This is a genomic window from Sphingobacterium sp. CZ-UAM (genome assembly GCF_002000245.1).
In the GTDB taxonomy this organism is placed as follows: Bacteria; Bacteroidota; Bacteroidia; order Sphingobacteriales; family Sphingobacteriaceae; genus Sphingobacterium.
Window position 1 is genome coordinate 274,745 of the sequence record NZ_MTCM01000006.1, and the last position, 15,628, is coordinate 290,372.

General features: G+C 40.2%; 9 protein-coding genes. 3 read left to right on the forward strand and 6 right to left on the reverse strand.

Annotated features, from left to right (window positions below; translation table 11 throughout):
• Positions 1 to 83 precede the first annotated feature (83 nt).
• The 6 genes from BWD42_RS20505 to BWD42_RS20530 form a co-directional block, all read right to left on the reverse strand.
• On the reverse strand, positions 84 to 464 hold the full coding sequence (locus BWD42_RS20505) for a hypothetical protein (RefSeq protein WP_139351229.1): 381 nt from the start codon (positions 462 to 464) through the stop codon (positions 84 to 86).
• Between the two features lie 157 nt (positions 465 to 621).
• Positions 622 to 2,910, reverse strand: a complete 2,289-nt coding sequence (locus tag BWD42_RS20510; protein WP_139351230.1) for a GH92 family glycosyl hydrolase — start codon at positions 2,908 to 2,910, stop codon at positions 622 to 624.
• A 250-nt stretch (positions 2,911 to 3,160) separates the two neighbouring features.
• Positions 3,161 to 5,455: a GH92 family glycosyl hydrolase gene (locus BWD42_RS20515; protein ID WP_077438264.1), complete on the reverse strand. Its 2,295-nt coding sequence runs from the start codon at positions 5,453 to 5,455 to the stop codon at positions 3,161 to 3,163.
• A gap of 10 nt (positions 5,456 to 5,465) precedes the next feature.
• Positions 5,466 to 6,185: a basic secretory protein-like protein gene (locus tag BWD42_RS20520; RefSeq protein WP_077438265.1), complete on the reverse strand. Its 720-nt coding sequence runs from the start codon at positions 6,183 to 6,185 to the stop codon at positions 5,466 to 5,468.
• Positions 6,186 to 6,204: 19 nt separating this feature from the next.
• Positions 6,205 to 8,556 carry a GH92 family glycosyl hydrolase gene (locus tag BWD42_RS20525; RefSeq protein WP_077438266.1) on the reverse strand — a complete coding sequence of 784 codons (2,352 nt, stop codon included), beginning with the start codon at positions 8,554 to 8,556 and terminating at the stop codon, positions 6,205 to 6,207.
• Between the two features lie 170 nt (positions 8,557 to 8,726).
• A complete protein-coding gene (locus BWD42_RS20530) occupies positions 8,727 to 9,713 on the reverse strand; it encodes a LacI family DNA-binding transcriptional regulator (RefSeq protein ID WP_077438267.1) in 987 nt (328 codons plus the stop codon).
• Between the two features lie 432 nt (positions 9,714 to 10,145).
• Between BWD42_RS20530 and BWD42_RS20535 the strand changes: the two genes are divergently transcribed.
• The 3 genes from BWD42_RS20535 to BWD42_RS20545 all read left to right on the forward strand — a co-directional run bounded on the left by BWD42_RS20535 (position 10,146) and on the right by BWD42_RS20545 (position 15,627).
• Positions 10,146 to 10,718 (forward strand): RNA polymerase sigma factor, encoded by a 573-nt coding sequence (locus tag BWD42_RS20535; RefSeq protein WP_077438268.1) that lies wholly within the window; start codon positions 10,146 to 10,148, stop codon positions 10,716 to 10,718.
• A gap of 121 nt (positions 10,719 to 10,839) precedes the next feature.
• On the forward strand, positions 10,840 to 11,967 hold the full coding sequence (locus BWD42_RS20540; protein ID WP_077438269.1) for a FecR family protein: 1,128 nt from the start codon (positions 10,840 to 10,842) through the stop codon (positions 11,965 to 11,967).
• A gap of 306 nt (positions 11,968 to 12,273) precedes the next feature.
• On the forward strand, positions 12,274 to 15,627 hold the full coding sequence (locus BWD42_RS20545) for a SusC/RagA family TonB-linked outer membrane protein (protein ID WP_077438313.1): 3,354 nt from the start codon (positions 12,274 to 12,276) through the stop codon (positions 15,625 to 15,627).
• Position 15,628: the final 1 nt, after the last annotated feature.

The following is a 15,628-nucleotide window of genomic DNA, read 5'->3' on the forward strand; positions in this document are numbered from 1 at the left end:
CACCGAAGCAACTACCCCGGGTCACCAGAAGAGTAAAAACGCTATTATTTTATAGACTCCAATAGAAAAGTATGGTTGAATACCTAGAAAGGCCGGAGTCTATATAGGAATTGGTAATATCCAGGTCGACAGAGTGTTTTCGACCGGTAGAATGGATGTACCTTATCCTTTGAAAAGCATAAAGCAGTAAATAGTATTCCAAAAACAAATATGAAAATGGACAATACCTGACTATTGACAGAAAATATGCGATAGTCATCCTGCAATAAAACTTTCTCTTCCTTTGAAGGATGAATAGGTTCTAAATCCAATACATCATCCAGAAAATACTCCACGATCGTTTCGCCCGCATGCAGCACCTGCCCCGTCGTCGATGAGAATGACTCATACGTCAGGAGATTGAGATACGCAAAGAGTGTTAAAAAATGGAATAATTTACCTAACATATCGAATTTTCGAATCACAAAGGTATGACTTTAAATAACCAAGATTATTTTATTCGTGTAAAAAAACCATGACAGCAAGTCGATTAATTGTCATGGTTTTTTTAATATTTTACTTATTTTTTTGGCGAACTGTATCCGTGTTTAATAACAATTTGTTCATCCAAGCCTTTTTATATTAACGTTTTTCGTTACTGAAAGAATATGGCGCATCAGCTTTCTTAATTCCTCTATTTTTATTCGGTTCGGTACTCATTTTGAATTTCAGGTCTGCTCCTTCAATCAGATCCGAATAACGAATATAATTTTTTTCATAAGCTTTTCCATTTAAGGAAAGCTGATTCACATAGACTTGATCAACACTCTCCTGCTTTGCTTGGATATGAATCTCCTTTCCGTTTTCGAGTTTTAAAGTTACCTTATCAAACTGAGGTGAACCGATTACATATTCTCCAGATCCAGGTGAAACCGGGTAAAATCCCAAGGATGAAAATACATACCAGGCAGAAGTCTGACCATTATCTTCGTCGCCACAGTAGCCATCCGGCGTCGGGAGATACAATTTGTCCATTATTTTACGAACCCAGTATTGTGCCTTCCATGGTTCTGCCGCATAGTTATAAAGGTAAGGCATATGTTGGATGGGCTGATTACCATGTGCATATTGGCCCATATTCATCACTTGCATTTCTCGCATCTCGTGGATCATGCTACGGCTTTTCATTCCTTCATAACTCGGGATAACAAAAACAGTGTCCAGCATGGAAACGAAAGATTTGTTTCCGCCCATCAAGTCTATTAGTCCCTGTGGATCATGGAATACACAAAAACTCCAATGCCAAGCGTTACCCTCCGTATATTCGCGGGACCATGCACTTGGGTCAAAATTAGCAACAAACGAACCATCCGCTTTTTTACCCCGCATCAACTTTGTCGTTGGGTCAAAAAGATTTTTGTAATTCATCGCCCGTTGTGCATAGATAGCTATTTCAGATTTCGGTTTGCCGATTGTCTTACCAAATTCATAAATACACCAATCGTTATAAGCATATTCCAAGGAGCGGGCCACGTTCTGGTCAACCTTTACATCTGCTGGGATGTAGCCAAGTTTATTATAGTATTCGTGACCAAAACGCCCTGTGGAAGAATGTTTGGGATAGGCATTATTTGCTCCATGTTTGAGCGCCTCCCAAAGGAGTTCTTTATCATAACCTGTTCGATTGGTGACCAAGGCATCCGCTACGACCGATGCAGAATTATTGCCAATCATCGATGCACGATGTCCAGGCGATGCCCATTCCGGCAAATATCCGCTTTCCTTATAGGCATTCACCAAGCCCGCCTGCATACGATCATTCATGGATGGATACAATAAATTCAAAAGCGGGAACAAGCTTCTGAATGTGTCCCAGAAACCCGTATCGGTGAACATCTCGCCGGGTAAGACCTGACCGTTATAGGGACTATAATGCATTCTTTTCCCTGAAGCATCAATCTCGGAAAAATCCCTTGGAAATAATGTTGAACGGTAAAGGCAAGAATAAAATGTACGCAAGCGGTCCACGTTTTTATCCTCTACCTGAACACGCCCCAATACCTCATTCCATTGTTGTTTACCTTCATCTACAACCTGCTCAAATGTTTTGGTCCGCACTTCGTTGAGATTAACTTCTGCCTGTTCAAAACTAATAAAGGATGAGGCTACCTTTGCCAGTACCTTCTCTCCCCGCTTTAACGCAGGGAAGCCAACGATCGCTCCCGCATGATCATCCTGAATTTCCAGCTGATTATCCTTCATATTGCCATTCCTTACGCCGGCTTTATACGAAAAAGGACGATCAAAAATGATGACAAAATAATTCTTAAAATTGTCAGGGACACCACCACTATTTTTTGTTGAATAACCAATGATTTTATTTTCCTGCGGAATAACCTTGATATAAGATCCCTTGTCAAAAGCATCGATAGCTACGTAGGCATGCTCTGTCTTTGGAAAAGTAAACTGAAATATCGCTGCTCGCTGCGAAGGGGTGAGCTCCGTAGTGACATCATGGTCAGCGAGATAAACACTATAATAATAAGGTTTGGCAACCTCTGCTTTATGTGAAAACCAACTTGCACGTTTTTCTTGATCAAACTGCGGTTTTCCGGTCATGGGCATCAACGAAAATTGCCCATAGTCATTATTCCAGGGACTCGGTTGATGTGTCTGTTTAAATCCCTTAATTTTATCAGCAGTATAAGTATATACCCAACCATCACCCATATTCCCCGTTTGCGGTGTCCAAAAGTTCATTCCCCAGGGGCGCGCTATGGCTGGATAAGTATTTCCATTAGACAGTTCGTATTTAGATTCGGTACCGATCAACGGATTTACATAGTCTACCGGCGAAGATTGCTGCGCTAAACTTACATGAGCAGCAAAAAGAAAAAGGATACCGCCCGTTATTTTTTTAATGTTAAACATAATTCTTGATTTGGTTGAAGCCGTCTTAAAAACACCTCAAAAAGCTAAAACGTATTAGTAAATATAGTTAAGAAATTTAAATATAGGAGAGAACCGCTTTATTTTCACAAGATGGTTACAAAAAATCCCCTATTCAAGCGTCTGTTTGAATAGGGGAATGGATTCTAAAAATGTCAGCACAGCGAGTTTGATTGCTCTATGCTATATTTTATACTTGTTTGATTACTATATTCGTAGATTGCCTACCATATTATTTATTTGGTTTACTGCTCATCGTATAGATCAATTCGGCACCATTGATCAAGCTATTGTATGGCAGTTTCAAATTATCCAAAGGCTGACCATTCAGCGTTACGGATTTGACATACACATTCTTCTCCGACTGGTTGCGCACGGTGATGGCGATCGTTTTTCCGTTTTCGAGATTGATCTTTGCAGATTTCACCAATGGGCTACCGATCCAGTAGGAATCTTCTCCCGGTGCTACAGGGTAAAATCCGAGTGCCGTAAATAGGTACCAAGCAGACATCTGTCCACAATCATCGTTTCCTCCCAAACCAGCATGACCGTTATGATATTGATTTCGAATAATCTGACGTAGACGTGCCTGCGCTTTCCAAGGGCTCTGCGTTATGTTATAGAGATAAGCCACATGATGTGAAGGCTCATTGCCATGAACATAGTTCCCAATAATTCCATCCCGGGTAATATCCTCAGTATGCTCAAAATATTTATCGGGTAGTTCCATTGTAAATAAAGAATCAAGATAAGTCTCCAATTTCCTTTGCCCACCCATACGTTCCATCATCTCCCGGGGTTGATGGGGGACATATAGGCTATAATTCCAGGAATTTCCTTCGATAAAGCCCTGTCCATGGGTATCCAATACATCAAATTGCTCCTTAAATTTCCCTTGAGAATTCTTTGGTCGCATAAAACCAATTGTCGGATCATAAAGCGATTTCCAACTCTCAGCACGTTTCGAAAAGGTACGGTAGATATCTTCTTTCCCCAGCTTCTTGGCCAATTGTGCAATACACCAGTCGTCATAGGCATATTCCAGCGTATTGGAAACTGAAGTGCCAGATACATCATCTGGGACATATCCTTTATCAATATAAGCACCTATCCCTTCATAATTACGTGTATTTGCTGTTTGTACACAAGCCCGTAATGCCACTTCAGGATCACCTTTATACACACCTTTCAATATGGCATCCACAATGACGGATACAGAATGGTAACCACTCATACACCAGTTGTCGTTCGCATAATGCGACCAGATCGGCAACATCTTTAATACGCTCTGATCGTAATGCGCCATCATTGAGGCCACCATATCCGCATTTCGCGAAGGATTAATCAGATTCAGAAGTGGATGAAAAGCTCTAAACGTATCCCAAAGTGAAAATGAAGTATAATTTGTGAAGCCCTTAGCCTGATGAATCTCCTGATCCAGTCCTTTATACTCCCCATTCTGATCCATATAAATGGTCGGCATCAGACTGGCATGATACATTGCCGTATAGAAATTGATCAGATCCTCCTTATTCAACATATCCACTTCAATTTTGTGAAGTTCCTTCTCCCAAGCTGTTTGTCCAGCGCGCACATAAGCCTCAAAATCCCAATTTGGCGCTTCGATTTCCATATTATGGAGCGCATTCCTCATACTTACGGGGCTTAACGCAACTTTCATCTGGATTGATTCCTGCGTTTTGGTATCGAAGTCCAAATGCAATTTGATATTGTGGGCCGCTAGATCAGGAAAATTCTGTTGTTGGTCAAACTTGCGCCAGAAGCCGTTATACACCGTTTTTCCGTCCTCGTATTTAGCCCCGTAGTTTTTGAAAGGCTTGGATGTCTTGATGGCGAAATACACCGTACGTGTACGCGACCATCCATTGGTCTGGCGATAGCCTACCAAGGTCGAGTCATTCAATACTTTAACAACTGTCCAAACGTTTTTACCATCATAGTTATAAATTCCAGCAGTTAAATCCAGGACAAGATGTGAGGCATCCGATTGTGGAAAAGTATAACGATGGATACCGACACGAGATGTTGTGGTTAACTCAGCCTTAATCTGATGTTTATCAAGCAAAACGCTATAGTAGTTGGGCTCAGCACGTTCATTCGCATGCGAATAAGGAGATCTATACCCTCCCTGAGGTTGATCTGCAGTGCCCGGATTGAGCTGCACCTTACCTTGGGTTGGCATGACCAATATATCACCAAGATCAGAGTGACCGGTACCACTAAAGTGTGTGTGGCTAAAGCCGACAATCGTCGGGTCACTGTACTGATACCCTGCACAGTATTTATATACATCACCATTGTACCTTCCATTTACAGCATAGGATAAGGTATCCGTATCCGGACTTAGTTGCACTGCCCCGAAAGGAACTGTTGCCCCGGGGAAGGTGTGCCCCATCCGCGCGGTTCCGATCAGTGGTTTGACATACTGAATCAATTTGGTTTCCTGCGCTCTTACTAAATAAGGGAGGCAAAGCAAACCGAAACAAATTAAACTTCTTATGTTCATCACTTAAGGATTAGATCTTTGGATTTTGACTATAAGCACTCCACAGCTCGTCAATTGTCTTTCCCGTCTGCGCTTTCCAGAAATCATCTGTATACGTTTTATTCCGCATTGCAGCATCCAATTTTTTAACAAAATCTTTTTTTACGTTTTTGTTAATCCAATAGAGGAAACGTGCCGTAGTACGATAAGAATCCGTATATTTTTGTTTTTCTGTATACTCAGGCAACTTCCAATTTGCCCCAGCGTTATCTAATCCGTCATCAAAACGAACAAAATCTGCTATCCCTTCGGTTATCCACCAAGGGCCAGCCCCATCCGGATAGGCCTGCACGATATGCATCACTTCATGGGTAACAACATCGATATCGCCCGGATTTTTTGCAAACCATTCTGGACTATAGCGGACAATACCGCCGGCTGTAGCCGCTACCCCCTTATAATCCGGATCAATGACAAAAGACACTTTTTTAATGGTCTTGGTATTATATTTTTTTGCCAGCTTGGGATAATTCGTAAAATACGCCGCTATCAATCTATCTTTTAGCGCTGGACTAAAATTTTTGTCTTTATTGATCCAGATCAAGGTATAGCCCTTTTTGCTAATACTATCAACATCCACAGCGACCTTACGGTCGTTTTCTGTATGTTGCCAATTGTCCTGTGCCAAAACTGAACAGGAATACAATAAGCCTACGACAGCCAATGTTTTTTTTAGATAATTAAAGTTCATAATCAGGTTTATAATATGCTTATTTTTTCTTTGTTGATTTTGTTGATTTCGTCACCGTCTTCAATTCATTCGACATCGAATATGGAGCGGCATTTGAGGTTGCGCCTCTATTGTAATTTGGTTTGGCGGTCATATCAAAATGAAGATTTCCACCTTCATGAAGTGCTTTGTGACTCAACCAGTTCTTACCATACACTGTTCCATTCATCTGTAAAGTATTGACGTACACATTCTCATTCGAATTATTCGGTGCATCGATTGTCAATGTCTTACCATTTTCAAACGTTAAGGTAGCTTTCTTAAACAATGGGGCCCCCAGCACATATTCATCTGTCGCTGGACAAACAGGATAAAAACCTAATGCAGAGAATACATACCATGCTGACGTTTGGCCATTATCCTCGTCGCCACAATAACCGTCAGGAGTTGGCTTATACATCCTGTCCATTACCTGACGTACCCAATACTGCGTTTTCCAGGGTTGGCCGGCATAATTATATAAGTATGGCATATGCTGAATCGGCTGATTTCCATGTGCATATTGCCCCATATTGGCAACCTGCATTTCCCGAATTTCGTGGATAATACCGCCATAATAGCTATCATCAAAATCTGGCGACTGAACAAATACAGAATCCAACATATTGACAAAAGTTTTTTCGTCGCCCATTAAATCGATCAGCCCTTTTACATCATGGAAAACACTCCAGGAGTAATGCCAACTATTACCTTCGGTAAAGGCATCCCCCCATTTCAATGGATTGAAAGGTGCCTGGAATTTACCATCCTTATTTTTACCACGCATCAAATTAGTGGACGGATCGAATAAGTTCTTATAATTTTGAGCACGCTTCGCATACAACTCTATCTCGGCCTTAGGACGGTTCAATGCTTTTGCCAATTGGTATATGGTAAAGTCATCATAAGCATATTCCAACGTACGGGCAGCATTTTCATTGATTTTAACATCATAGGGAACATAACCTAAGCTATTGTAATATTCAACGCCTTTTCGTCCAACAGCAGTCATTGGTCCTTCATTGTTCGCACCATGTTGCAAGGCCTCATATAGCTTGTTGATATCATAACCACGCAGGCCTTTCATATAGGCATCGGATACTACCGAAGCGGAGTTGTTACCAACCATGATATCCGCATATCCCGGACTGCTCCATTCCGGTAAGAATCCACCCTCCAAATAGGCATTGAGCAATCCTTCCTGCATTTCTTTATTGATAGAAGGATACATAAAGTTTAGGAATGGATACAAGGCTCTAAAGGTGTCCCAAAAACCTGTACCTCCAAATAAATATCCCGGTAGCGTTTTACCGTTATATGGGCTATAATGGACGGCCTTTCCTTGCGCATCGATTTCATATAGTTTATTCGGAAAAAACAAGGTACGGTACATTGTCGAATAAAATGTACGCAATTGATCAATATCATCGCCTTCCACCTTAATTTTACCTAAGGTTGTATTCCATATCTGGCGACCATCTTCTTTAATCTGATCAAATGATTTACTGCCGAGCTCATTTAAGTTTAACAAAGCTTGGTCAGCACTGATAAAAGAGGATGCAACTTTTACCTGAACAGGTTTTGATTTATCCTTCACGTTGAAACCAACGATAGCACCTGTATGGTCACCCTTGATTTGCAGCTGGCCATCTTTCTTTTCTTTTCCCTCCCAGGTAGCAACACTAGCAAAAGGTTGATCAAAAACAAGGACAAAATAGTTCTTGAAATTTTCAGGTAATGGGCCGCGCGCATATTTTGACGAGTAGCCAATGATCATATTTTTTTCGGGAATGATCTGTACTTCCGACCCTTTCTCATAAGCGTCCAAAACGATATAAGCATCATCCGTCTTATTGAAGGAGATACGAAACATCGCGGCACGATCAGTCGGTGTCATTTCTGCTGTCACATCGTGATCAGCTAAATAGACCGAGTAATAATAGGGTTTTACAATTTCCGCTTTATGCGAAAACCAGCTTGCACGTTCATCCTGATCAAAAACAGGTTTTCCGGTAACCGGCATAATAGAGAAAACACCATAGTCATTCATCCAAGGGGAAGGCTGATGGGTTTGCTTCAGGCCGCGGATTTTATCAGCTGTATATTGATACTGCCATCCATCGCCATTTTTACCAGTCTGGGGTGTCCACATGTTCATCCCCCATGGTCTCGCTATGGAAGGGTAGGTATTCCCATTGGATAGCTCAAATTTGGATTCGGTACCCATCAACGGATTCACCAGATCCACGGCTTCCATTTGCTGTCCTCTAAACTTCTGAGCCAAAACCGGTTTTGCGCAAAACAAACCCAAGGACAATAATGACCCTAGAAAAACACTAAATGATTTCTTCATTATTTAGGATATATATAAATATTTCTACTAAAACGTATTAGTAAAGATATAAAAAAGAATATGAATTCAAAAAAACTATAAGCTTTCGTCTATTAGGTCTTATGATTTTTACAATACGGCTTTATTCCGCCAAGATAAAACGGACTTATTATAACATATTATAGTGGCTCCTATCTTTTAATCAAATTTGTTGAAATCACATATTCCTTTGGACTGGAAATCCCCCGATCTATTTCCTTTAGCAGTACACGTACACAGGTTTTGGCCAAAGGTTCCAAGGGTTGTTGGATACAGGAGATTTTAGGATTCAATATATCGAACAATTCATGATCGTCAAAAGAAAACAACGGAAAATCAAAACCTTCCCTTCCTTCAGTCCGAAGCGACTTTAACCCGAGAATACAGAGATAATTGGTCGTAAAAAATAAACCATCCAAGCCTACATTTTTAGCTACCCAACTCTGCAAAGCACTTATACCTTTCTGCTTCAAACGATGGTAGGGTAGTTGCAGTATCCTGGATTGCATACCTGTTTCCGCACAAAATTTCAGATAGGCGTCTTTACGCGCGAGCATCTGAGGCTGATCCGAATCGATTGTGATCAATCCAAAGTTTTTACATCCGATAGACTGCAAATAGGAACAGGCTTTACGGCTGCTATCTCCATTGTCAATATGGACATAATGCGTCGCTATGTCGGGTGAATTCCGATCAAATACAACCAAGGGCACCTTATGTTCCAAGATCTTTCGCTGATGTTCTTCGAGGTTTATCGTGGGTGCTAGGATAATGCCTTCAACCCTCTTCTCTAGCATGAAATCAATAATATCTTGTGCATTTTGAGGATCTCCCAAAGTACTACTGTATAATACATGATAATTTTTCTTGCGCAGTAGTTCCTCAACATGCAAAGCAAAAGGGCCAAAAAAGGAATCGCCAATATTTTCGACAATCAGTCCGATTGTATTCGAACGGCCGGTGGCAAGGCTCTTTGCCAAGGCGTTGGGCTTATACCCTATTTTCTCAACATAATCCAAAACACGCCGCTCCAGTTCCTTACTGATACGGGCCTGTTCCGCTTTATGATTGATCACCAATGAAACGGTGGATTTGGAGACATTAAGTTCTCGTGCGATTTCTTTAATAGATTTGGCCATATGAGCATTTCATAAAATTAGGTGAAATTAGAAAATAAAATGAGAATTGTTCGTTTTTTATACTGATGACATTTCGTTGTTCATACGTCTACGCACAATATCAAACAAGTAATATGGCCGCTCAGAACTATTGCTTATCCGTAAGCATATTTTCTAGGCTTTTATTTACCTAATACAATAATCTACGGGCTTAGCTAAAGTAGCTTCATTATAAACGATAACTATACTTATTCAATACTTAAGCAATACTTCAAACATACTGGAAGCCTACCGCATGACTGAAACAATTATTTGTTGATCCCCATTGAAAACGACTGATTTTTGTCGAATATTAATAAATATTCAAAAGTAAATATAAAAAGCGAAGCCACTTTACAATCTTTATAATGAAAATATTATTTTTTTTTTAAATTTACTAGCTGCTAGCTTCTTATGAAAAACTCCAAATCATACCAATACCAAGAACTTCTGCCTCTTATTCAACAGGGAGATCAGCGCGCTTTTTCGGTATTATATGATTTGTTTGCGCCCGACCTGATTTCTTTTATAACAAAAAAAATTAGCAATCGTGAAGCAGCCGAAGATACTCTACATGATCTATTTATCTCCGTATGGAAAAATAGAGCATTTATTACAGAAATAGAGTCTCTACCCGCTTATCTATTTAGTTCTTGTCGCTATCTGGTTCTCGCCTACTACCGCAAAGAGATGAAAATTCAGCTTACCCAAAGTTTTGAACATCTTGAGTTTGAAGATCAATCCATACCCATCGAGGATCAGCTGTATTACCGCTACATCATCGACGTTGTTGCCAAAGAAGTCGAAAATCTGCCTCAAAAATGTCAGGAAGTATTCAAATTGAGCCGGGAATACTATTTAAGCAATAAAGAGATTGCTATAAAACTAGGAATCAGCGAATCCACTGTTGAAAAGCACATTAACAAGGCTATTCGTCATTTACGCACCGCAACAGGCCACCTTTTTCACTTTGTATTATTTTTTTAGCCTTTTAATCAGTCATTTAGTCAACAATTTTTACAATAAAATATTTTTTTTCTTTTTGAGTAGAAGCTCTGCCTCTTTTAGGTCACTTGTATTATAACCAACCAGTATAAAGTTGCGATTTATGAAGCAAGTGAAAGAATTATATAAATCAATTACCCGTTTTCTGAGCCGATCCGAAAATACTGAGGAACGTAAACAACTTTTTGATTGGTTTGACCAGAAGTCGGTTGACCAGATACCAGAAGCACAGTTTTCGACCATCCAAAAGAATGTAAAAAACCGGCTGTTGGCTGAGGTAGGCTTAATAGAAAAAAAATCCTCTACCATAAAGTATATACAGATTATCAGTACAGCTGCGGCAATATTGCTGATCGGTTTTTTCGCCTATAGATACTGGCCTGCGGCAGAGCAAACTGCTTCCAATAAATTATTAGCATCCATCCCGCCAGGAAGTGAAAAAGCTATTATCACGCTAGCCAATGGGAAGCAGATTAATCTCGACGAATTAGCGCTAAATCAAAGTGTACAGATCGGAGAGACAATTTTAACAAAAGATGCACAGGGAAAAGTTAGTTATCGAAATGCCAAAACCGGAAACATTGTTAGCCAGCAAAATATATTAAAAACTCCCAAAGGCGCTACCTATGAGCTTGCCTTAGCAGATGGCACCTTGGTCAGCCTCAATGCTGATTCGAAATTAATCTATCCTTCTTCATTTGAATCGGGAGACCGTATCGTTGAATTGGAAGGTGAAGCTTATTTTCAGGTAGCAAAAACGAGGGACCACAAAAGTTTCATTGTTAAAACAAAAGATCAACAGACAAAAGTCCTGGGTACAAAATTCAATATTAATGCCTATTCGGAAGAGGACGGGGTACGCACCAGCCTAGAGGAAGGCGCAGTTATTGTTTCCAAACAAAATAGTGCGGTGAGGTTAAGACCAAACGAGCAAGCTTTTTCCGAAGATGGAAAGCTCCGGTCGAAGCGTATCAATATAGATCAGGTACTTAGCTGGAAAAGTGGCCAATTCTGCTTTGATGGTACAAATACAGCAGAGGTATTTAAGGACATCGCAAGGTGGTATGATATCGATGTCACTTATAACGGGACGAGCAATGCCAGTCAATATAGTGGGAAAATCCCACGAAATTTAAGCTTAGAAAAGCTCATTGCTCTTTTAAATTATGCAAATATCCAAACCAAAGCTATTGTAGGAAAAAACAATAGAATTAACTTAATCATAACATAACCAAACCATTAACGAAATGAAAAGCGAAAGATTCCCACCCTAATAAGAGCTTATTTAATATCAATAAAAGACGGATCCTGTTGGCGCAGAACCCGTCCAACTTAATTGGTATTAAAGTATCGTCTAACTTCTAAATTATTAACACGTTAAAACCAAACGAATTTAATGAAATTTACCTTAACTCCGTTCATTAAGAAGGAGAAAGATTTTCATTCGACCAATTTGGATGCTAACCCAGCGTCCAACATTTGGCGGATTTATGAAAAACAAAAGCCTCTTTTTGCGCGCCCATTATCCAGATCTCTCATGAGGATCAACTTAATCACCCTACTGATCGGTTTAGGTCTGTCACAAGTAGATGCACACACCTATGCCCAACAGATTAGCTTGAAAAAGCAAAAATCGAGCTTGGAATCGATCTTGAAAAACCTCGAAAAACAGAGCGGTTATTCATTCTTTTACAAGAAGAATGAAATCAACCAAATCATTGACTTAACTGCTGAAATTAAGGATGCCCCTTTTAAACAAGCTTTAAATGTGATTCTCAACAAAGCAAATCTGTCTTATGACTTTTTTGATAAAACGGTAGTTATCAAAAAGAATACAATTCATCCCAAACAGCGTACCATTATAACGTCCAACGCCGAAAGGATCGTATTGACTATGCAGCAGCAATACGTAAAAGGGCGAGTTATCGACAACGAAGGAAAACCTATTTCGGGGGTATCAATTCGCCTCAAAGACAATGTACGAAAAGGTGTAATGAGCCAGGCTGATGGAAGCTTCATATTGCCAATATCTTCACTAAACGAAATCCTGGTGATAACTTCCTTAGGCTACGAAAGACAGGAAATTAAGGCGAGCTTAAATCAGGAGAAAATGGTTATCCGCCTAAAAAAACAAGAAAATGCCCTTGAGGAAGCGGTTGTTTCTACGGGTATTTTTAAGAAGGAAGATAAAAGTTTTACGGGAGCATCACGTACAATCACGACAAAAGAACTCAGGCAATACGGCGCTCGAAATCTCGTGACCTCTTTACGGAATATAGATCCATCGTTTAATATTATTGAGAATAATCTTTTCGGTAATGATCCGAATCGACTTCCAGAAATTCAGATGCGCGGAAACTCTAGTATCCCCAATGTGAATGAAATTCAGAGCGAATCCGCAAGTCAGCTCAACACTCCACTGATTGTTTTAGATGGTTTCCAGACATCGCTTCAGGCATTGATAGATATTAATGAAAACGATGTTGCTTCGATTACCCTCTTGAAAGACGCCGCAGCGACCGCACTTTACGGATCAAGAGGTGCCAACGGTGTCATCGTCATTACAACGAAACTCCCGAGACCAGGCAAATTACGCCTAAGTTTTGGAACAGAGCTAAAGGTTGAAAACGCTGACTTATCGGCTTACCACCTCCTTAATGCAAGAGACAAACTGGAGTTAGAACGTATTACCGGACTTTATGACTCTCCGAACGCAAGTACAGACATTCCGAATAAACGATACTATAATTTTCTGTTAGATGAAGTGAATAGCGGCGTCGAGACAGACTGGATGGCTATTCCACTGCGCACATCCTATGCTTTAAGAAGTAATTTAAGACTGGAAGGCGGGGACAACCAGTTCCGATATTCAGCCGGTATCCAAAATAACAATACAGCCGGTGTCATGAAAGGCTCTTCCAGAAATACGCTGAATGGATCCATCACCCTATCTTATACTTACAAAAACTTAATATTTAGGAATTATTTAAATATTAATAATATTAAGAATCAGCAGTCACCATATGGATCATTCAGTGATTATTTCGACCTCAATCCTTATTGGCGCCCTTATGATAAAGATGGAAATGTAAATAAAGTGTTAGGGGATCCAGGTACAACTGATTATTCAAATATATGGACTACCCTTCCGACAAACCCCTTGTATAATGCTAGCCTAAAAACATTTGACAAAGGAGAACAAACAGATATTACCAATCAGACTGCTGTCGAATGGTCGATTCAAGAAGGATTAAGATTAATTGGTAAATTCAGCTTTACAAAATCCGATAAACAGTCCGATGCGTTTAAACCCGCCGAACATACTGACTTTGCCAATTATACCGGAGTTGATGTCTTTAGAAAAGGAGCTTATTGGATTGGTCTTAATCGTGGAATGAAATACGAAGGGGCTTTAAATCTGTCCTATAGCAAAAAAATAAAAGAAAAACATCAGATTTTTGTCGGAACCGAGGCAAATATTTTCCAGGATAACACCTCGCAACTGACAAACGCCGCAGAAGGTTTTCCAAACAGTGATCTTGATTTTCCATCGATGGCATTGCAATATATGAAGGATGGAAAACCTTCAGGTAATGAGTACTATTATCGAACCGTTGGCTTTGTTGGAAATGCAAACTATAATTATGACAATCGTTATTTTGTCGACGGAACGTTCCGTATGGATGGTTCTTCCCAGTTTGGCGCCAATAAACGTTTCGCTCCTTTTTGGTCAGCAGGTCTGGGTTGGAATTTACACGAAGAAAAGTTCTTTAAAAAGAATGAAATCGTCAACCGCCTTAAATTGCGTGGATCTGTAGGGACATCCGGGTCTACAAAATTCAATACGTACCAGGCTTTGACCACTTACGGTTATTACACTTCCGATAGATATTATAATTGGCTGGGAGCTTATGTCATGGGGCTCGGCAATCCGGATCTAAAATGGCAACAAGTGCTTAAATACAATATTGGGACAGATGTCGACCTTTTTGACCGTTATTTAACTTTACAGGCGAACTATTATATTGAAAACACCAATGACCTTGTTTCCTCCGTTAATACCCCCGCATCCAGTGGTGTAGGCTATTATACAGCCAACATCGGAAAATTACGGAATAAAGGATTCGAGTTATATGCAACAGTCTATCTGATGAAAAAGCCCACCGGTTTAACCTGGTCAGTATCGGGTTCGGTATTGCATAACAAAAACAAGGTACTTGAAACCTCACAAGCTTTAAAAGACGCGCAAAAAACACTTCAGGGGGATCTCTATAATGCCAACAAAATGTACATCGAGGGATATTCGAGTAACGCCATTTGGGTAGTTCCATCCCTCGGGATAGACCCGAGCACAGGAAAAGAGCTTTATCTCGCTGCTGACGGCACACCAACTTACACCTGGGCGTCAAAAGATGTTACTGCTGTCGGAAACACAGATCCTAAAGTTTGGGGGAATTTCAACACAATGTTACGTTACAAAGGATTTACATTTACAGCATCGCTGGGTTATCGCTTTGGCGGTCAGGCATACAATAGAACCCTGGCTGAACGAGTTGAAACCAGCAGTTACAAATATAATGTAGATGAACGCGTCTATACCGGCCGATGGCAAAATCCCGGCGATTATGCACCATTCAAAGGACTCTTAAACACAAATCCAACCTATAAAACTTCGCGATTTGTCCAAGATGAAAACACCATTTATGCGAGAAGTTTCAACTTCCAGTATGATTTCCGTTACATGAATTGGGTCAAGAAAATTGGGTTCGAAAACGTCAATATAGGACTGGATGTATCTGATCCATTTATCATTTCGAGTATTCGCCAAGAACGAGGAACAAATTATCCATTTTCAAGGCAGGTAACTTTTAGTCTCAACGCAACATTTTAAT